The sequence below is a fragment of the Tautonia rosea genome (genome assembly GCF_012958305.1).
Classification (GTDB): domain Bacteria; phylum Planctomycetota; class Planctomycetia; order Isosphaerales; family Isosphaeraceae; genus Tautonia; species Tautonia rosea.
Map to the genome: position 1 here is coordinate 1 of NZ_JABBYO010000014.1, position 19,528 is coordinate 19,528.

Annotated in this window: 12 protein-coding genes and 1 pseudogene; 4 read left to right on the plus strand and 9 right to left on the minus strand. The window is 57.3% G+C overall.

All coding sequences use genetic code 11. The features are described 5' to 3' along the window. Positions 1-2,382: 2,382 nt before the first annotated feature. The 3 genes and pseudogenes from HG800_RS20975 to HG800_RS27605 all read left to right on the plus strand — a co-directional run bounded on the left by HG800_RS20975 (position 2,383) and on the right by HG800_RS27605 (position 6,166). Entirely contained in the window at positions 2,383-3,243 is an 861-nt protein-coding gene (locus HG800_RS20975) for a polysaccharide biosynthesis/export family protein (RefSeq protein WP_315852072.1), read from the plus strand. 508 nt (positions 3,244-3,751) lie between these two features. After that, positions 3,752-4,195, plus strand: a pseudogene (locus tag HG800_RS28490) (c-type cytochrome); the annotation flags it as partial. A gap of 429 nt (positions 4,196-4,624) precedes the next feature. Continuing rightward, the gene (locus HG800_RS27605; RefSeq protein WP_235963854.1) at positions 4,625-6,166 is read left to right on the plus strand and encodes a hypothetical protein; all 1,542 of its coding nucleotides are present in this window, start codon (positions 4,625-4,627) and stop codon (positions 6,164-6,166) included. A gap of 95 nt (positions 6,167-6,261) precedes the next feature. Here the strand turns inward: HG800_RS27605 and HG800_RS20985 are convergent, their stop codons facing one another. The 9 genes from HG800_RS20985 to HG800_RS21025 all read right to left on the minus strand — a co-directional run bounded on the left by HG800_RS20985 (position 6,262) and on the right by HG800_RS21025 (position 16,230). Then, the gene (locus HG800_RS20985) at positions 6,262-7,038 is read right to left on the minus strand and encodes a Spy/CpxP family protein refolding chaperone (RefSeq protein WP_169979156.1); all 777 of its coding nucleotides are present in this window, start codon (positions 7,036-7,038) and stop codon (positions 6,262-6,264) included. A 188-nt stretch (positions 7,039-7,226) separates the two neighbouring features. Continuing rightward, positions 7,227-8,009, minus strand: coding sequence for an MBL fold metallo-hydrolase (locus HG800_RS20990; RefSeq protein WP_169979157.1), 783 nt, complete (start codon positions 8,007-8,009; stop codon positions 7,227-7,229). 142 nt (positions 8,010-8,151) lie between these two features. Next, entirely contained in the window at positions 8,152-8,805 is a 654-nt protein-coding gene (locus HG800_RS20995) for a protein-L-isoaspartate(D-aspartate) O-methyltransferase (RefSeq protein WP_169979159.1), read from the minus strand. Then, positions 8,789-10,555 carry a single-stranded-DNA-specific exonuclease RecJ gene (recJ, locus tag HG800_RS21000; RefSeq protein ID WP_169979161.1) on the minus strand — a complete coding sequence of 589 codons (1,767 nt, stop codon included), beginning with the start codon at positions 10,553-10,555 and terminating at the stop codon, positions 8,789-8,791. Before recJ ends, HG800_RS20995 begins: the two co-directional genes overlap by 17 nt. Positions 10,556-10,599: 44 nt before the next feature. Then, on the minus strand, positions 10,600-11,025 hold the full coding sequence (locus HG800_RS21005; protein ID WP_169979163.1) for a hypothetical protein: 426 nt from the start codon (positions 11,023-11,025) through the stop codon (positions 10,600-10,602). Between the two features lie 89 nt (positions 11,026-11,114). Continuing rightward, complete coding sequence (locus HG800_RS21010) at positions 11,115-11,774, minus strand: glutamate synthase (RefSeq protein ID WP_169979165.1); 660 nt, start codon at positions 11,772-11,774, stop codon at positions 11,115-11,117. A gap of 13 nt (positions 11,775-11,787) precedes the next feature. Further along, the gene (locus HG800_RS21015; protein ID WP_169979167.1) at positions 11,788-13,221 is read right to left on the minus strand and encodes a HEAT repeat domain-containing protein; all 1,434 of its coding nucleotides are present in this window, start codon (positions 13,219-13,221) and stop codon (positions 11,788-11,790) included. A 170-nt stretch (positions 13,222-13,391) separates the two neighbouring features. Then, on the minus strand, positions 13,392-14,786 hold the full coding sequence (locus tag HG800_RS21020; protein ID WP_235963855.1) for a hypothetical protein: 1,395 nt from the start codon (positions 14,784-14,786) through the stop codon (positions 13,392-13,394). A 76-nt stretch (positions 14,787-14,862) separates the two neighbouring features. Then, entirely contained in the window at positions 14,863-16,230 is a 1,368-nt protein-coding gene (locus HG800_RS21025; protein ID WP_169979171.1) for an acetyl ornithine aminotransferase family protein, read from the minus strand. A 471-nt stretch (positions 16,231-16,701) separates the two neighbouring features. On the opposite strand from HG800_RS21025, the gene HG800_RS21030 reads away from it, so the two are divergent. Next, a complete protein-coding gene (locus HG800_RS21030) occupies positions 16,702-19,359 on the plus strand; it encodes a M14 family metallopeptidase (RefSeq protein WP_169979173.1) in 2,658 nt (885 codons plus the stop codon). The last annotated feature ends 169 nt before the right edge of the window (positions 19,360-19,528 follow it).

The window sequence follows — 19,528 nt, forward strand, 5'->3', positions numbered from 1 at the left end:
CTTGAAATGATCATGTGTTGCTGATAAGCTCCAGGGAATGTCGAGCATGAGCAATCTCTCTCAGAGCAATCATCGCGCTGAATGGGACAAGTAATCGGTGACGCCACTGCCTCAGATTCTGGGTAAAATCATATTGTGTTGATTCTTGTATTTTGTCGGATTCGCTTTTCGGCTTTCTGTGCACACATGGGTCGGCACTTACGGAGACTCCAAACTGACTCATCAGCCTAATGCATCAGCTGACGGTTTGTTCTGCATATCTGTGGAGAGACTTGAAGTTGAGGACTCAATTCGAAATGTCCCCCCGCCCGTAGTCAATGAGGCAGGGGGGACTTCTGAGTTCGAACCGCGTACATCCTCTGGAAACACACCAGCCTACCTTCGTCGCCCAAAAATCCCGGAGAAGAGTCCACGACGAGGACGTGGCTCGGCATACTCGATCTCCCCTGGGACGGTCGGGCTGCCAATCGACTGAGAGAACGGAATCGAGTGGGAATCGTCAATGAGTCCAGCTGGGATTCCCGCCGGGGAATTGAACGGTGTCGTCGGGCTCAAACCGACAGGTCGAGAGTTCAATGACGTTGCAGGGAGATCGCGAGAGCCGATAATTTCTCCATCAACTCTGGATACGTTCAAGACGTTCACTCGTGAAGTAGCATCTGACTCTGTCGGCAGTCGGATGGGTCGCGGTCGAGAGTCGGGTAGAACTGCAAGTTCAGGGACGCTCGGAAGTTGAGGAAGCAATGCAATCGGATCCGAGACCGAAGATCGTGCCGCGGTTCCTTGTGGAACCTCGTCCGACCGGATCGAAGAACTTCCTGGAAGGTCAAAAACAGACGGTGGTGACGACGTGGGATTGGCCTGACCACCGTTTGGCGTTTCGAACGGATCCGCCTCGAAAGGAGAAGGGGATCGACGAGGAGCATCGAACGGAGAATCTCCCTGACCCGGTTGATCCAGTTCGAAAGGAGATCTCTGGCGTGGAAGATCAGGCAACAGATCATCCGTGCCAGGTGTCTCGAAGGGGTCAGACCCGAGTCCATCGAGGCCTGGAAAATCATCTTCCGGAATATCGAGTGGCTGACGAGCGAGTTCCGCCTGCCAGTCGGGTGACTCAGTGCTCGGGCAACCCCATCCCGGGGGAAATTGTCGCCAGCACGTCGGGTAATATCCGTAATACTTGTGGCGGTACATGCCGTAGACGGGAAGTTCCTCGGCACAATCGGGCCGGACCCGCTTCTGGGTTGGCAGGTTCGGAAACAGTTGAGCCTGAGCGACAGAGGGAGCCAGGATCGCTGCCAGCAAGGCTCCCCAACCCCATCCTCGGGTTTTCCTCCTGAATCGCATTGCCCTCGCCTCGCTGCAGAATGACTCGGCTTCGGGATGTTCCGTGACCTCCCTGAGTCCGGCTCCCTCGCCTCTCACCACAACGATCGGGCAATCGCTGGAGCGACCTTCAGTAAATGGGGAAAAGCATCGTGGTATTGGTAATCAGGGCAATATGGGAAAAGGTTCGTATTGCCAGTGAATTGGAACAATAATCCGCAATCATGACGAGGGTGTTCCTGACGCTGCTCGAACGCTCGGCAGTTCTCATCGGAATTAGGTTCGAAATTCCCTTTGAATTGCGAACGATTGTCATGAATGAGGGGTTCCCGGAACGATGGAAGCAAGTGTAGGAATGGAACTTAACTCAAGGAGGAGATCAAACAATGGGCCGACACACACTCACCAAGGTGTTCTTGACGCTCTTCAGCATGATGATCGGAACTGATTGGGGAAACGCTCAGCAGATGAGTCGATTACCCGCTTCTCGGAATCCCTTTGAGGATCCTTATCTCGCAAGCCATACCTGGCCTGGGATGGCAGGGAATCGGGGGTTGTCTTTGTTTGCACTCGCAGCTCAGCAACGGGCAGCTTCCCAAGCCAACAGGAGCCAGGGTTCGTTGGATCGAGGGATGGAGCCGTCCGAATCTCCCTATCATCAATCCCGACCGGGAGGATCGTCGGCCGCCCACTTCTTCGGCAGGTCGAGAGTGATCGAGGGGCCAAAGGCTTCTCCAGCACAGACGCGTTATGATCGATACCGACATTTTTTCGGTCATCGAGGTCGGGAATTAGGACGTCGGGGAGATCAGAGTTGAGCCTCGAGGCATTCTTGCCGATGGATAGTGTGAGTGGAGTTTGACCCTGACATCATGTCAAGGGGAATACTCCGGAGATCAGGAGAGAGGGTGGCCGCCCCAGGCATTGTGCTTGAGGTCGTTCCCCTGAGGAGTCGGCGGGGGGCGGAGTTGACCCACCGACGGCCGGACCCGGTTCGACGGGCAGGAGTCTCGCATGGATCGCACTCGGACGGCTCGATGGCGGCTGCCCTGGGTCGTGCCGCTGCTCGCCCTGATCGCCTGCGGATGTCAGACGGTCAGGACTCCCGAGGAGAAGATTGCTCAGAGCAATCTGCCGCGGGAACTTGAAAAAACTTCGATGCCGGAGTATGTCGTCGAGCCGCCGGACCTGATCCGGATTGAGGTGCTCGAAGCATTGCCCGGTCGACCGATTACAGGCGAACGCCTCGTACGTCCAGACGGAAAGGTCTCGCTTGATTTCTACGGCGATATTTACGTTGCCGGTTTGACCGTTTCTGAGGTCAAAGAAAAAGTTATCATTCACCTCCGTCAGTTTCTGACGGATGAAGCACTCGGTCTGATCGAGTTAAATCCTGACACACTCGAATACGAAAAGATTCCTCCAAAAGAATCGAATCGGATTTTTGTCGACATCTCCTCGTACAACAGCAAGGTTTATTACATTCAGGGAGATGTCATTCAGCCAGGCCGATTGGTTCTGACTGGCAATGAAACGGTGCTCGACGCGATCAACTATGCGGGGGGATTGCTTCCGACTGCGGCAACCCAGAACATTCGATTGGTACGTCCCGCACCTCCTGGGGCATGTTGTGCCCAGGTCTTGCCGGTGAATCTTGCGGCCATTGTGAATGTAGGTGATACCACGACAAATTATCAACTGATGCCTGGTGATCGAATCGTTGTCTATCGTGACCCGATCGTTCGAACCAGCGTCTTTCTCAATCGAATTGCTGAACCGTTCTTCACGGTCGTCAACGGCATTCAGATTTACTCCTTTGCATCTCAAAGTCTGAGGTTCCTCAACATTCCGCTCGGTGGTCAACAGAATACACCCATAATTCCCAATCCTGCTGATCCTGCCCTGGGTGTTCGCTAACCTTGCTGAATCGATAAGTCGTGGAGCGAATGACCGGGCCGAGGAACTGATTTCGAGTTCCCGGCCCGGTCATCGTTGAGGGCTTGACTTGAAGCGATGAGCGGGGCAGAACTAAACTCGGAACATTGAATCTCCAAGCGTTCTACCTTCCGAACTGCTTCTGAGACACCAACACATGCACTTGCCTGATCGCTTTATCCGAATCCTCCACGGTGCAGTCAGTCTTCTGGTCTGTCTTCCCTCGATTGGGTTGAAGCCGCTCGCCGACGACGATCAACCCGACCCAGAAGAACTCGCTCCCGGATTGATCGTGGAATGGGTTCCGATCGAGCGAGATCGTCCTCGAATCAGCAGTCGAGCGTCGACACTGGTCGAGCGATGGGGCGAGACGGTCCCAGATATTCGATTGCCGATCGAGGGCTTCCGAACGTTCTGGTCAGGTTGGCTCCTCGTTCGAGAAGCAGGAGAATATCGGTTCCGACTCGAAAGCGATGGACGGGCATCTTTGATGATCGGGGATCGGACGATTGAGTCAGAGGGGGGAGCCCTGGTTCTTTCTGGAATACTGTCCTTGAGGCCCGGATTGGTTCCGGTTCACTTGCAATCGGAACATCGAGGGCCTGATCGAAGGGTCGTGGTCGATTGGGCGGGGCCGAGCTTCGGGTTCGAACATCTTCCCCCGTCTCAATTGTTTCACGAGGCAGTTCGAACTCCAAACAACGATGCCTTCGAAAAGGGGCGGAGACTGGCCGACCAAATCGGCTGCGCGAACTGTCACTCAATGACGGGGATAACGCCTCATCCCAAGCTTGGTCCGTCGCTCCAAGAGGCTCATTCCATTCGATCTGACTGGCTCGTGGATTGGATCTCGGATCCCCAGTCCAGGCGGTCAGGAACTGCCATGCCGGGTTTTCGTCTCGATGATCAACAGTCGGCTGACGTGGTGGCCGCGATTCGTTCGCTTGCTGAACCGTCGACCGCTCCGGACCGAGAAACCCGGATGGCGATGAATGTGGCGGACCCGGATCGAGGACGACTTGTCTTTCGGTCAGCCGGTTGCCTGGGATGCCATACCCGTGACTTGAACGATCGCTCAATTCGGATTCGAGTTCATCCTGATTTGGAGGGTTTGGGAGACAAGCGGACGTTCGAATCCGTCGTCCTCTTTCTGGCGGGACACTCTCGAACCGATCCGGGGCGTCATCGTCCGGAACTCGGCCTTTCGACGGATGCCGCGGCACATCTTGCAGCGTATCTCACGTCGGAGGTGACGGATGGAGACGGTGAGGCTGAGAAGTCATTGGTTCTGGGTAATCCGCAACGAGGGAAGGCTCTGATTGAGACTGTCGGTTGCCGGTCCTGTCACGAGATCCCTGGAGTCATGGCCAGCACGAAAGCCATCCCCCTCAATGAGGACACTGACGTGCAGCAGGGATGTCTGTCCGCCGATCCGCCTTTTGGTGTGCCTCGATTCGGGTTTGATGAGGAGCAACTCCAATCACTCAGAACGTTCATTGCCGGGAGCTCCAAGACTTTCGCCCCTTTGTCTGCCTGGACACAAGCCCGGGATGCCTTACGACGGCACAACTGCTTCGGTTGCCACTCCCGAGACGGTCAGGGAGGCGAGCAAATCGGTGAACAACTGGCGAAGTTTCTTGCGGAAGACCGAGAGCTCAATGCCTTGAAGGGTACCTTGACCCCTCCAGATCTTTCGATGGTGGGTGCGAAGCTGTTACCTCACTCGCTCGATCTTGCGGTTCGAGGTGAAGCTCCGGTGGCTCGGCCCTGGCTTTCGGTCCGCATGCCTCGATTTGACTTCGAAGCTGCTGAGGCTCAAGCGATCTCCTCGTATTTCAAGGAATTTGATCGTGTTGGTACTGAGGAATCGGATGAGAAGAACGCCCTCAAGCTAGGAGCCGATGTGGGAATCAGCTTACTCGGGCGTCAAGGCTTTGGCTGCCTGTCCTGTCATGTGCTCGATGGAAAAATTCCTCCGGGAGGAGAGGAGGAAACACTTGGACCGGATCTCAGCCTGGCCCATCGACGGATGTCGAGAACCTATTTCGAACGTTGGCTCAGCGATCCGCAGCGTATCATTCCAGGCACGTCGATGCCTCAGTTCCTCGTCCCCATACCTGGCGTTGAGGGGACAATTCAAGAACAGCTTGGGGCGGTCTGGGACGCACTTGGCGACCCGAAATTGGCCGAGCGATCGTCGACATCGTCCCGACAGTTTCTTGTTCGCCAGGGGGATCGGGCCCAGTTAGTTAGGGATATGGTTGTCCCGGAAGCAACACCCCGATCATATTACCCGCGAGGCGTTGCGATTGGGCTCAAGGGAGATCGGTCACTCCTGTTCGACTCCGATCGAATGAGCTGGATCCAATGGTGGGATGGAGGCTTTCTCTCCAGAACGAAGCAGGGACGCCTTTGGGAATGGCATCCGGAAGGGCGGAACCTGTGGGCAACACCAGAGGAGTTGCCACCCGTCCTGTTGCGACACGACGATGGTCGGCTTCTCTTTCCTGAGTTGAGAAGGGAACGGTTCGGGTCCTTTGAAGAGTTGGCGTTTGAGGGAAATGGAGTGCGGCTTCGCTACGATCTCTACCTCCCTGGGCAGCCGAGTCTGAGAGTGAGCGAAGTGATTGATCCGACCGCAGATGGGTGGAGACGTCTGGTCGAGGTTCAGAATGTCCCTGAGGGGATGACCCCCGTGATTCTGGCCGTTGCTGGGATGTCGTGGTCAATGGCAGATGATCACCGCGCGACACATCAAACGAATCCTGTTGAGGTGCAGATCGAGCATCCTGGAACCTGGATTCAGGCAATCAACGATTCTATCCTCAAGCATTCCGTCCTTGTCGAAATGAGAAAACAGCAACGCGGGAGCTGGAGCGGGGCACTTCGAGTCATGATTTGGTAGAAACAGCCACCCAAACCAAAACGTCGGGGGGCTCACCAGAACGGGAGCCCACCCGACGATCAATTGAATTCAGAGAGAGCTTCTTCGCTGGTGACTCAGCGAGAACTGGGAGAACCACCCGGTCCGGGGCGGCCTCCCGGTCCAGGACGACCGCCAGGGCCGAAGCCTCCTCGGCCTCCCGCTCCAGGTCCCATTTGGAAGGGTTCACCTGTCAGTTCTTTCCATGAGGCTTTTTGCTCGACAGTAAGTATGGACATGGCCTGGTCGAGCGTGCTTCGGCGGAGCTCCATCAATTCCCGCATGATCTGGCCCCGGTCTTCAGCTTCCCTCGCATTGGACATCAGGGTTTGTGACTCAGCTCGGTAGGTCTCAAGCAACTCAGAGAGTTGAGACCGCTGTTCTTCATCGAGATGAAGGGCTTCCTTCACCCTTGGGTTCTCAAATGCCTGAACGCCTTGCATTTGAATTTGAACCTGCTGCACCCGGGTCATCTGCTCGGGTTTGAGCACATCCTTCAACTGGCTTTGAGCTGTCTCATCCAGCGTTCGGATCATCTCTTCAAAGCGTTCGCGACGAGCATCAGGCCCGAGATCGCCGAGTTCAGCACGGGCTTCCTGCATCCGGCTCATCATGTCTTCGCGGAGTTGATCGGCAATGGACCGAATTTTTTGGGTTTGGTCGTCAGAAAGACCCAGTTCGTCAATCACGGGAGGCATTGAGAGGATCTGGACCAGCCCTCCTTGCATGCCCCTCATCCCACCCTGCCGACCCGGACTACCCTGGCCAGGCCCACCGGGCCGCTGAGCCAGAACCGGGGCAGTGAGAATTACGAACAGGCCGAGAGCGAGTGTGAGTTGATGAGGTCGTTGCATCGAGCGATTCTCCCCGAATCGGGCTGGGCCTAACGCTCACGATTTGCTCGGTTCCAGGGAAATCCCAGAAGAACTGCCGAGCGATCTCAAGCGTTCCAGCCTCCATATCAAACACTTAGCGTCAAGAAAAGTGTCGCGGGCCTCGCTGGATGCAGGGGATTTGAAGGACGCGAGGGAAAGTTCGGGAATCAGATAGGGAGCTTTCCCGAAGCCAGCTCTTCCTCCCATTCGTCAAGAAGCGGCCAGTCGACGGCGCAGGTCCCGAAATCAGCGAGGTGCATATATGTTTCCAAGCGGGCAATCGTCGCGTCGATCAGTTCGATCTTTTTTCGGAAGATCGGTCCATGAGAGGGGAGAAGATATTCAACATCCGCTGCGCGGATTCTTCTGAGACTGTTGACGAAATCCGGAAGATTCGAGCCGTGGTGTGCATCAATCACACCCACACTTCCATCCCGGAAAATGTTGTCTCCTGAAAACAGAAGTTCACCCATCCGAAACGAGAGTTGACCGGCTGTGTGGCCCGGGGTGCTCCAGACTTCCAGACGCTTGTCGCCGACCTCAAGAATGTCTCCTTCGTCGATCGTCCGATCCACCTTGCAGGGAGGCATCGGGATGTGAATGTTTTGGGCATCAATGCGGGCGTACGTGGTCACTTCGTCTCCCGACTCAAGCGGGGCGACTGATTTCGGGTGCGCAACAACCGGGCATTTCAGCAGTTCTCGGGCACGGGCAAGTCCCTGTGTGTGATCCGCGTCGGCATGCGTTGCAACGATCATTTTACAGCCCGAGAGGCTGTAATTCATTTGTCGAATCAGTTCCAGTACGTCTCCTAACTCATCGAGGAACCCGACGTCGATCAGGATGTACTCGTTGCCACCGTCGATCAGGTAGATATTCACTCCCAGCCGCCGGCGAGCCTGGACATTGAGCTCGATGACCCCGGGAAACACAAAGCGTCGCTCGACCATGGGAGATACACCCTCATCCTCAAGAACTCAATTCGTCTCGGCGAAACATTAAGCGATGGGGCCAGACGAGCGGGTCCTGGAACGTATTATAGACATCCCGAGCCTGGGCGTGCTCGTGTGAGGACCTCGTCACTGATCCCGATCAGGGTCGCTCATTCCATCCGTGTTCGCCCACCAGGGGAACAAACCGGCAGGGAACGGAATGAAAGGGAACCGGCTTACCGTTTTTTCGATCGATGACCTGAAGCTGTTGCTGCGATTCCGAGCCGATCGGGAGCACGATTCGCCCCCCTTCGGCCAGTTGTTCGAACAAGGAGATGGGGAGATTGGGGGCTGCCGCCGTTACGAGAATTCGGTCGAACGGCGCCTCTTCCGGCCATCCGACCGTTCCGTCTCCAACACGAAACCTTAGAATTTTCAGCCGTAGCTGATCTTCGAGCCGTTTGCGAGCCTCTGAGGAGAGAGCTGCGTGACGCTCAACGGTAAACACCTCGCGTGCGAGTCGAGCAAGAACGGCGGTTTGATATCCACTCCCAGTCCCGATTTCGAGGACCTTCTCTGAACCCGTCAGAGCAAGTTCCTGGGTCATCAGCGCGACCATGAAGGGCTGGCTAATGGTTTGATCACAGGAGATCGGCAGTGCCCGATCTTCCCAGGCATTCGATCGGATCGAGTCCGTTACAAATTGGTCACGAGGAATCCGCAGGATCGCATCGAGGACGTTCGCGTTACTGATACCCCGTTGTCGGAGATGATTCACAAGGTCCAGGGCAAGCGGATCAGGCCGATCGGGCATGAGTCTGTTCTCCGCCAGTACCAACCTGAACGTCGCGTATTTCCAACTGAACCTCACGACGTCCGTTCCATTCGTTGATCGACGGAAGAAATGCCACAGCGCATTCGGTGCCAGCGGGCAGTGCTCCAAGCCGTTCAGCCATATTCCAGGCAATCGCCTTCACCGTGGTGCCATTCTGGGAGAGGCGGAGCTGGACATGGTTCTTGCGTTCTCCCACGATCCGAGGCTGTCCCATGATTCGGACCCCGCTGGTGGAGAGGACCGGACGAGGGTTACCAATGCCGTACGGTTCCAACGCCTCAATCCACTCGACAATCTTCAGGCTCAAGTCGGCCAGCCGAACCTCTGCATCGATCTCGAGACATCGAAGTTTTTGTTCTTCAGTCAAGATGCCTCGACAGTGATGATCGAACCGTTCCGCAAACGATGGGAAATCGGACGGTTTCATGCGAAGTCCGGCAGCCGCTCGGTGTCCCCCAAAGCCGAGGAGGCCAGAAGAACAGGATCGGATCGCATCATAAAGATCGAACCCCGGAATGGATCGTCCCGACCCCTGGCAGAGGTCATCTCGGAGGGCCATTACGATGCTCGGACGATGGTAGAGTTCGGCCAAGCGGCCAGCGACGATGCCAATGACTCCAGGGTGCCACTCAGGATGCCCGAGCACGACCGCTCCCCGTTCACCGAGCCCGCCGAGTGCGTCGACCATCTGTCGAGCTTCAGAGACGATCGAGTGTTCGATTTCTTGCCGGCGGCGGTTGCAAGTGTCGAGTTCTTCGGCCAGTGACTGGGCTCGAGCCGGGTCGGAAGTCGTGAGCATCTCAACGGCCATCATGGCACATTCGAGCCTTCCTGCAGCGTTGATCCGAGGGGCCAGACCGAATCCGACACTCCCAGTCGTGAGCTTCTTCTTTCCCAGGCAATTGGCCACACGCATCAACGCGCTGAGTCCTAGAGAGGGGTCTGCGTGAATCGTATCCAGGCCATATCGGACGAAGATACGATTCTCGTCTTCGAGCGGTACCATGTCTGCAACAGTGGCCAGAGCCACAAGGCCGAATGCTCCCAGTAGGAATTCACGGAGGTGAGGGGACGCCCGTTTCCCATCACCAAAGCTCTTGCAGACTTGCCAGGCCAGCTTGAACGCCACTCCTGCGCCACAGAGCTCACCAAAGGGATACTCTCCTCCCGGTAAGCGGGGATGGACGAGCGCATCAGCTTCGGGAAGGTCTGGTCCGATCGTGTGGTGATCAGTGACGATCAGTTCGATTCCAAGTGACCGAGCAAGCTTTGCTTCCTTGAGCGAGGTGATCCCACAATCAACGGTAACAACAACCTGCCCCGCGTGCTCGGAGGCGATCCGGGTCAATGCCTCGCTGTTCAGACCATAGCCTTCTTCGACCCGCCGTGGGATGTAGTACTCGACATCGTTGGCACCTGCTAGCCGAAGGCAAGACCAGAGGATGCTGGTACCACAGACCCCATCTACGTCGTAGTCTCCGTAGATGACGATTTTTCGATTCTGTTCGATCGCTCGGACGATCCGATCGGCAGCATCAACCGCCCCGGGAAGAAGCTCAGGGTCGTGCAGCTTTGTTCGACGGACATCAAGGTAGTCTCTGGCCTTCGCCGGATCGTTGATCTTACGATTCAGGAGAATCTGCGCGACCAGCGGAGGGACCCGGGTTTCTCGGGCAAACCAATCCACCTGAGCCGGATCACTTGGTCGAAGATGCCAGCGGTGCGACATCGATCGCGTCTCCCTTTTCCTTGAGGACCGTCGCACCAGGTCGGTCAATCGGATTGACCGGAAGTCACTCGCCGACGTTCCTGCTCCAGGTCAATGTCGATCTGGTTAGCCTGGGCGTCTCGGATCTCGCGCCGAATCAGATAGATCTGGCCGAAGAGGGAGTACTCAGGCCCTGGGAGGTCGGCGGCAACCACTCGAATCGCAACGACTCCTGGAGCGACACCTTCGGCGAGAAACGTTCCATCTGGCCTGATCGAAACCGACTTTAAACGACCGATGGTTCCGTCGACCGGAATGAATTCCAGCCATCCCCGAGTGAGGGGATCACCCGTGCAATGGATACGGCCCGAGACCTCGGCAGAGGGAATCCCATCCGGTCCCCACTCCTGGTCACAACCAGCACTCAAGACGAGAGTGGCCAGACACCACCCACCAATGAGCCTTCGGGAGTTGATGCGAACAAACTTCAATGAATTCTCCTCGACCTCGTCTCGGAGACGTTGAGGACGCAATTTGCTCCAGAGAGAAATGTGCCATCATGGAAGAATCACAATGCTGTTTACTCGTTCTGGGGCTTGGGATCGAATGCCAAGAAAAACGCATCAGGAAGGCCTTCAAGAGCGATTGAAAGGGCGTTTGCGTCCTCCGTCGCGAGCGAATCGATTTTCCTAAGAGGATCGGGAAGGGGAACCAATCGGCCTTTCGAGCGACCTCGACCTGAGGCCGAGGTGATCTGGTTGCTCTCGACAAAGATCAGGCCACCGGATTGACGATCGGCGAGCAGTCGACCTGCTCCACCAAGCAAGACCAGAGAGCCTCCTCGCTGGCGGAGGCCGGCTCGATGGCCTGCCTTTCCTCGAACGATGATCGTGCCACCGACCATCAAGGCTCCCAGAGCATCGCCCGCTCCGTCCGAGATCACGAGACGCCCTGAGCGGAGCCCTCGACCGGCGCCGTCAGCAGCGGACCCTCGGCAGAAAATGGTCACTTCTGGAGCATCCAATTCAGATGCCAGTTCGGGGCCGGCGTTGCCGAGGACTTCAATCACGGCAGACCAGGAACCTCGAAGCCTCGATGCCAGCAGTCGCTGGCCCTCGACCTCGGTCAATCGGATGAGCCGATGCCCGGAATCGAGGGCCTGGATCAATTCCCGGTTGATCTGCTGGTAGTCACGGACCAGCGCCACCGGGATTTCAAACGCCGAGGGCTGCTGGTTCATCGTCCGCTCAACGTCAAGATGCGTCCTGAAGTGCGAATTCCCGACCTCCCGAGACGAAGGTTCCATCCTCGGGACGATTCTCGGTGAGGAACGTTCGCAATTCATTAAGTCTGCCGATCACACGATCACGAGCCGCGGGAATCTGAGCCCCTCGGGCGTTGGTGAGTTCAACCGAAGCGACGGCAAGTTGGCGGACTAACTGATGAACCCGCACTACATACTGCTGATGCGGCCCCAGCCCACGCGTATTGCGTAATCCTGATCCCCGGAATTCGGAGGCTCCATCGAGGGATGAGAAGAGCGGTGCGACGATAAGCGCCGTCAGATACTTCACTCGCTCCGGATTGTAGGTCTCAAGTTCGCGGGGATCACTCAAGTCAACAATGCGTTGTCCGATCTCGACGGCGAGCGAACCGATCTGATAGGCAGCGAGGGTGAAATTTAACTGCGGGTAATTCGGAGGAACCTCAAGCATGCCAAGGGCCCAGGCTGCCCAGGATCGACTTTCGGGGCGTTGTTCGGGCATACTTAGGATCGCAAGCACTTCATTGGCGAAGACAGCTTGATCACGATTCTGGATTCCCGAGATTTGGCGAAGTGTGCCGATCGCCTGCAAAGCGCGAGCCTGAGACAACCAGTAGGCGTCGGGATGACCGCGAAGAAATTCGACAAGGGCGTTGGCCGCGTTCTCACGGTCTGCAGTCGAAATTGAATCTCCCGCCTCCACCGCGATGCGTCGCACTCCCTCTGCAGCCAGTTGCTTGACAATCAATGGCTGGTCTGGATCCCGAAGTTGGGTCAGGAAAAGGTTCAGGGCAACCGGATCTCCCATTCGGCTCAGAGCCTGCATGACCTGAACACGGGAGTAGAGGTGATTTTTGAGGAGATCGGGAGCCACGCCCAGCAGCCGAGCATTGAACTCTTGAAGGAATCGTCGATCCTGCTGGGACTTCGGTACCTCAGTGTAGGGCAGCATGAGGTACTTACCCGCTTCTTCAATTGACTGGATGCGTGAGCTTTGGCCGTTGGACATGACCGCATTGATATTATCGTGATCGGTTAACTGACGGGCGGAATACTTGATAAAGCGGTCGATCAAGCCTGCGTCGAGCCGCCCTGCACCCCGAGCCATTTGAGCAATGGTTCGATCGGTATTCGGAGGGACGAGGACGCTTGTGTGCAACTGGTCGTACCTGCCCCGCATGATCGACGCGGCGACCGGATCGACATAAATCGAATCCGCAAGAACCTCTTGCTGGTCTTGCTTTTCGGGAGTCAACTCGCCGTCTGCCGGCGCATCTTGGTCGGCTTCATTCGTAGTCTGGTCGTCCTCTTGTTGCGCCTTGGCCGACATCGGCGGGAGCAACCCGAGCCCTCCCACGACCAGAAGTAAAGCGAGCCCTCGGCTGAGGTTCCGCGCCCAAGCCGGTGCCATCGCATCGATCATGATTCACAAACCTTGATGGAGACGTGGATTCAGACCGTTCCTGGCAGGACGGGCCGTTGAGATCGGTGGCCGGGAAGGCCTCACGCCTTCGACGCCCGGGAGCCTCCGGAGGTTCCCAAGGTCATTCTAACACGAGGCTTCCGCGGAGTCAGGCAAGAGCCCCAGATCGCTCAGTGTCGTCGAGGATCCGTTTCGGCAAGAATCGCGCTGACGGCCTTTTGATTAAATCCCTTGAACCCTTCTCGCCGTTGCAAGTTTTCAAGGTGGCTTCCAATGGCACCTTCCTCAAGGAATCGTGCATGCTGAGCGTCATCAATCCAGCCGATCTCTCGCAAGCGGTTCAATCGATGGGGTTGGACTGGCCATCGCTCACCCTGTGTGAATGCCTGCCGCAGAAAGGGGAAATCACTGAACGGCTTCATCGTCTCGATGCCGGCTTCGTTTCGCAAGTCGCTACGGAGCGCATCGAAATCGAATTGAGCCTCCAGGTGATGCATCCCCGCGTCCAGGATTGACTCGCCATGCAAGCCAACCCAGAGCCCTACGGTGTTGGGTCGGGGAAGATCGGGGAGTGACTTTCGAGCGAAATTATCCTCAGCTTCCTCCGGGGCCAGGTCGAGGTCCGCGAAGATCACGATCCCGGTCGTCGGATGCTCCAAAACCTGAGCCCCCCAGCCGGCGTCTTTGCCAGCGTGGAACAATTCGCGGAGTGAGAAACCGAGCCGTTCAAAAATGCTAATCACTCTCGGAAAGAATCGACGAGAGCAGCGAAAGGTGTGGTGATCATGATTGGCCCAGCCAAGCCCGAGCCGATCTTGCCGACGCCTCTGGACCCGCGCGGCCGTGTTTCGGGATTCCCAGTAATCGCGCTCAACCTCGAACACGAGATGACAGGCAAGGTCGCGCGATCCGGCTCGCTCCAGCATCTGCCCGAGAACCTCCTCAGTCACGTCGAACCCTTCTGCGTCGTCGGTGAAATGTCTCCGGCGAGCTTGCCAGATTTCGCGAGCGGCCATTGCATCTCGGCTGGAATGAGGGGCCATCCAGCCTTCCCGGGCCCAGGAACTTGGGAATGGCTCGAAGCCCAGATAGCCTCGACGCTCAATAACGATTAACGTGGTCTCCGCTCCCATCACCTCAACCTTGGCGAATCGATACGGGCCGATGGGATAGCCAAGAATCGTTAGTCCAAGCTGATTCGCTTGACTGAATGCGGCGATCGACTCGACCTTCAGCGCGAGCGAGGAAACTTGAGGACCTCCCTTCGTCGCAGGGCAGACCGCGAGCGCGGGGAAAAGTCCGCCTGGATGGCGGAAAGTCGGGGCATTGACCCCGTATGGTTCACTCGTTCGCTCGTAACCCAACCGACCAAGTTCCTCCACCAGCCCCGGACGGTCGTTGAGGACCAGGTGATCGATCCAGTCGGTAATTCGTGTGCTCGTCTCGGCGGCCATGCGCCGGTCCAAGTCCGACGCAAAGGCATTTGCTCCCAGGGCTGAGCAAACCGCTTTACCGAGGAACTGCTCGGTTTCTGGCCAGCGCTGCCAGTCGAAGGAAGGTGGCATGGACGTTGGTGACCCAGTCGACATGAGGAAAACTCGGAATACAGTCAGTCGGAACAATGCGAGGCAAGAAACCGGATCAGGAGGCCTCGTCAGACGGGAGATGCTGACCAGAGTGAACGTGAGCGACGTCGGGACGTCGAGGGGAGAAAGGACAGTCTCCACAGAGCGCAGCCATCGCGGAACGAAGCAACTCGAGACCGATTTCGACCTGTCTGGCGGTCAGGCAAAGTGGAGGGCAGAAGCGAATCGTGCTGGGGCCGCAAGGCAGGAGCAGTAATCCCCGATGAAACGCTTCCAGGATGATTCGATCGCGGAACTCAGGATTCGGCCCCTTTGGAGAACCAATCTCCATGCCGATCATCAGGCCTTTGCCGCGAACATCGACCACGCAGGGATGAAGTTTGGCCAGGTCTCTCAGACCGTTCGAGAGCTCTTCCCCACGCTCCTGAGCATTGTGGGCATAACGATGCTCAATGAGTTGAAGTGTGGCCAGGGCTGCCGAGCACGCAATGGGATTACCACCAAAGGTACTTGCGTGGCTTCCGGGAGTCCAGTCCATGATCGTTTCCGAGGCGACAATGGCTCCAAGCGGCAATCCATTGGCCAGCCCCTTGGCCAGGCAGACAATATCGCCGTGGACTCCCCAGTGCTCCGAGGCCAACAGCCGCCCAGTCCGTCCGATCCCCGACTGAATTTCGTCAAGGACGAGTAAGATTCCATGCTCATCACACAACGATCGCAAGCCAGGGAGAAACTCGTCGGGGGGAACGATGTATCCCCCTTCACCCTGGATCGGCTCGACAAAAATCGCGGCGGTTTCTTCCGGCGGACAAGTGGTACGAAACAGGGTACGAAGGCTTGAGAGATCGCCATAGGTGGCATGCTGAATTTCAGGGACAAGTGGTGAGAAGCCTTTGCGCTGGATTGACTTGGAGGCGGTCAGACTCATCGCGCCGTAAGTTCGGCCGTGGAAGGCTCCCCGAAACGCGATCGCTCGAGGACGGCCCGTGTGATAACGCGCAAGCTTCAAGGCGGCCTCAATGGCCTCGGCCCCGCTGTTCGAGAAGAATACGCGTTTTGGAGAAGGCCCCGGCACCATTCGAGCGAGCGTTTCCGCAAGTCGAATCTGGGGACGATAAAAAAAATCGGTTCCCGACATGTGAATCAAGCGGCGGGCTTGATTGCGGATCGCCTTGACCACCCGAGGATGGCAATGCCCCGCATTGGTTACGGCAATTCCCGCCGTGAAGTCGAGAAAGCAGTTCCCGTCTAAATCCTCCATCATCGCCCCTCGAGCTCTCCGGACGACCAGCGGATACATCCGGGTATACGAGGGGGAGGTGACCCGTTCATCCCGGGCAATCCAGGCCGCCGCACGCGGGCCGGGAAGATGGTCGGTGATGATCCCTGGTTCGCGACGTGAGAGAGGAACATCGAGAGACATGGTGAGGGGCTCCGGCGTCTCAACCCGCGAACGATGAGGACAGGACGAGTCAGACCCATCACGTACCCAGAGCAAATGGCACGGTGTCAAGAAAGACCAGTCGAATTGTGTGGAACACCTGAGACGCGATTGAAATGGTGTGGTGGCTCCCTCTGGATCATACGATCGTGAAGCATCCCAGGTCAAACTGCCCCCAATTCCTGTTGAGCCGAAGGGCGTGACCTCTCAATTTAATAAAATATTATATATTAAAAAATTTGTAGTTTTATTTTGTAAGTGGAATTTTTCGATGAAGTTGCTGTCGATTTCCCATCGAAACAAGTCTCGGAATCGAGCCTGTTGCCCTGGGAACAGCCGCCTCATCCCGCAAACGTGACGCTGACCGGACCGTTGCATTGCATCCGAGGGCACCCGATCATGTGGAGGCGCTTCCGAGTGCTTAAGCCATGATTGAATGAGAGAGGAGGCCCCATGCGGTCGAACGGTTTGGCGAGGGTGGTGATCGGGTTGGTCGTGATTGGGGCTGGGTCGCCGGTCCAGGCTCAAGAACGGATCGGTGTTCCTCAACCTTCACAGGTCCTTGGATTCGAGCCGGGAGCTGATTTCCGGCTCGCTCCCTGGACGGACGTGGTGGATTACTTCCATCAGGTCGGGACTGCCTCAGCTCGAGTTCAGGTCGTCGAGATCGGCCAATCAACCCAGGGTCGACCATTTCTGGCGGCCGTGATCTCCTCGGAGGACACCATCGCCGACATCGATCGATACAAATCCATCCAGCGCAAGCTCGCGCTTCCCGATCCGAATCTGTCGGACGAAGCGGTTGCCGAACTGGTGTCACAGAGCAAGACGACGGTCCTGATCACCTGTACGATTCATTCCTCGGAAACTGCTTCAACCTTGATGTCTTGTACCCTCTTACACGAGCTGGCGACCCGGGATGATCCCGAGACGCAGGCAATCCTCGACGAGACGATTCTCCTCCTCATTCCTTCGGTGAACCCGGACGGTGTTGATCTCGTTCATGACTGGTATGAGCGCTCGAAGGGGACACCCTGGGAAGGTTCCGGGATGCCCTGGTTGTATCATCCTTATGCCGGACACGATACGAACCGAGACTGGTTCATGCTCAACCTGGACGAGACGCGCATCTTGACCAGGTTCCTCTATGAGGAGTGGTTTCCGACGATCACCTGGGACGTCCACCAGATGGGATCAACCGGGCCTCGGCTGTTTGTTCCCCCGTTTTTCGATCCGGTGAATCCGAATCTCGACCCCCGGATCAGCCAGGGGATTTTTCTGATCGGGGCTCACATGGCGGCTGACCTGGCAAAGGCTGGGAAGAAAGGAGTGGCTACCCACTCCATGTACGACAACTGGTGGAATGGCGGCAATCGGACCGTTCCCCAGCGGCATAACATGGTTGGCATCCTCACCGAAGCGGCGAGCGTGAAGCTGGCTTCACCGATCTTCCAGAGTCAATCCGATCTGCGAGGCGGAAGCCGAGGCTTTCCGGATCATGAGCCGAGAGTCACGTTCGTCGATCCCTGGCCGGGAGGGTGGTGGCGGATTGCTGACATCGTCGAGTACGAGTTGATCGCCGCCCGAGCCCTTCTGACGTTGGCCGCACGCTATGCAGACTGGTTCCAGTCGAACTACCGAGCCATCGCGATCGACCAGATGAGGGCAGGTGCTGATCGGCCTCCCTTCGCCTGGGTCGTCTCGGCCGATCAGCACGACCCCGGCACCGCGGCGAGGATGGTCGAAATTCTCCACGCCACGGGCATCCGGGTCCATCAGGCGACCGAGCCCTTCGAGGCGGGCGGGATCGAATATCCCGCCGACTCGTGGATCTTCTTCGCCTCCCAGCCCTATCGGGCTCATCTGAAAGACATGATGGAACGTCAGGACTATCCTGATCGGATCGGGCCCGACGGCCGTCCCGAACGCCCTTACGATGTCGCCGGCTGGACGCTGCCCCTGCAAATGGGTGTCAGGGTCGCCACAATTACCGAGTCGTTCGACGCCCCGACTGAGCTGGTCTACCATGTGAATCTCACAGGTGGGAGGATCGAAGGAGACTCCGAGGCCGCTGATGCGTTTTATCTGCTCAACCGGGCTAACGACGATTTCTCAGTGGTGTTCGAACTGCTTGCCAGTGGTCAGACGGTTGAACGGATTGTGGAGCCCGTTGTGATCGGTGATCGGGAGTTGCCGGCTCACTCGCTTCGCATTCCAGCAACCCAGGAGGCTCGGCAAGTCCTTGATTCAGTCCTTCCCGAGCGCTCTTCGGTGGCAGTCGCCCTCGAGACTCCCTGGCATCATGCCGAGCCTCTCATGGTCAATGGCCCTGAGGAAGGATCCGAGGTGGACCGGGTCCGGCTGGAGCTTCCCAGGATCGGCCTCTACCAGCCCTGGGTGCCCAGCATGGACGAGGGGTGGACCCGTCTCGTCCTGGAGCAATTCGACATCCCGTTTGAAACTGTTCACAACGCAGACATCGCGATCGGCGATCTTCGCCATCGGTTTGATGTGTTGGTTTTCCCATCGATCGGCCGCAGGACGTTGATGGAGGGTTATCGACCCGAACAAACCGAGGCTGCCTATGTCGGAGGGCTCGAGGGGGACGGGGTGAAGTCGCTCCGACGATTTGTCGATTCTGGTGGCCGACTGGTCTGCCTCGACGACTCAAGCGCTTTTGCCATCGAGGTCTTCGATCTCCCGGTCAAGAATGTACTCGCCGGGGTCTCCTCGAACGACTTCTACTGTCCCGGATCGATCCTCTCCGTCGAGTATGAGCTTGGAATTGATGGGTCCTACCTGACTGCAGGAATGCCCGAGAATGGTTCCATCTATTTCTCAAATTCAAAGGGTTTCGAGATGCTCGGTGAGACCGCAATCGGTGCCTCGATCGCCTGCCGATACGCCTCGACCGACCTCCTCGAGAGCGGCTGGTTACTCGGTCCTGAGTATCTCGAAGGCAAGGCTGCGCTGGTTGATCTGCCTCATGGAGCGGGGCGAATCGTCCTTTTTGGATTCCCGGCCCAGCATCGAGGACAACCCCATGGCTCGTTCCGGCCCTTGTTCAACGCCCTGCTGGGTCCTGGGACCTGGATCGATCAGAACCATTGATCACAGCAAAGGAATCGTCGCTGTGCGAGGGAGAGTTGGAAGAACCTTGGCCAATCGGCCGGGAAACATCGCCCCTCGATCTTGACTGGCCGCGAGGTTCGGGGCTAGGATGCCTCAATTATCGCCAGGGAAGGCGTTCTCCACGAGCTGGAACGGTCGTTTCCAGCGA

Bases quoted from the DNA above. Each gene is read 5' to 3' on its own strand.
- HG800_RS27605 (WP_235963854.1), top strand. From the start codon at position 4,625: ATGGCCAGCACGAAAGCCATCCCCCTCAATGAGGACACTGACGTGCAG.
- HG800_RS20985 (WP_169979156.1), bottom strand. From the start codon at position 7,038: ATGCAACGACCTCATCAACTCACACTCGCTCTCGGCCTGTTCGTAATT.
- HG800_RS20990 (WP_169979157.1), bottom strand. From the start codon at position 8,009: ATGGTCGAGCGACGCTTTGTGTTTCCCGGGGTCATCGAGCTCAATGTC.
- HG800_RS20995 (WP_169979159.1), bottom strand. From the start codon at position 8,805: ATGCCCGATCGGCCTGATCCGCTTGCCCTGGACCTTGTGAATCATCTC.
- recJ (WP_169979161.1), bottom strand. From the start codon at position 10,555: ATGTCGCACCGCTGGCATCTTCGACCAAGTGATCCGGCTCAGGTGGAT.
- HG800_RS21010 (WP_169979165.1), bottom strand. From the start codon at position 11,774: ATGAACCAGCAGCCCTCGGCGTTTGAAATCCCGGTGGCGCTGGTCCGT.
- HG800_RS21015 (WP_169979167.1), bottom strand. From the start codon at position 13,221: ATGATCGATGCGATGGCACCGGCTTGGGCGCGGAACCTCAGCCGAGGG.
- HG800_RS21020 (WP_235963855.1), bottom strand. From the start codon at position 14,786: ATGCCACCTTCCTTCGACTGGCAGCGCTGGCCAGAAACCGAGCAGTTC.
- HG800_RS21025 (WP_169979171.1), bottom strand. From the start codon at position 16,230: ATGTCTCTCGATGTTCCTCTCTCACGTCGCGAACCAGGGATCATCACC.
- HG800_RS21030 (WP_169979173.1), top strand. From the start codon at position 16,702: ATGCGGTCGAACGGTTTGGCGAGGGTGGTGATCGGGTTGGTCGTGATT.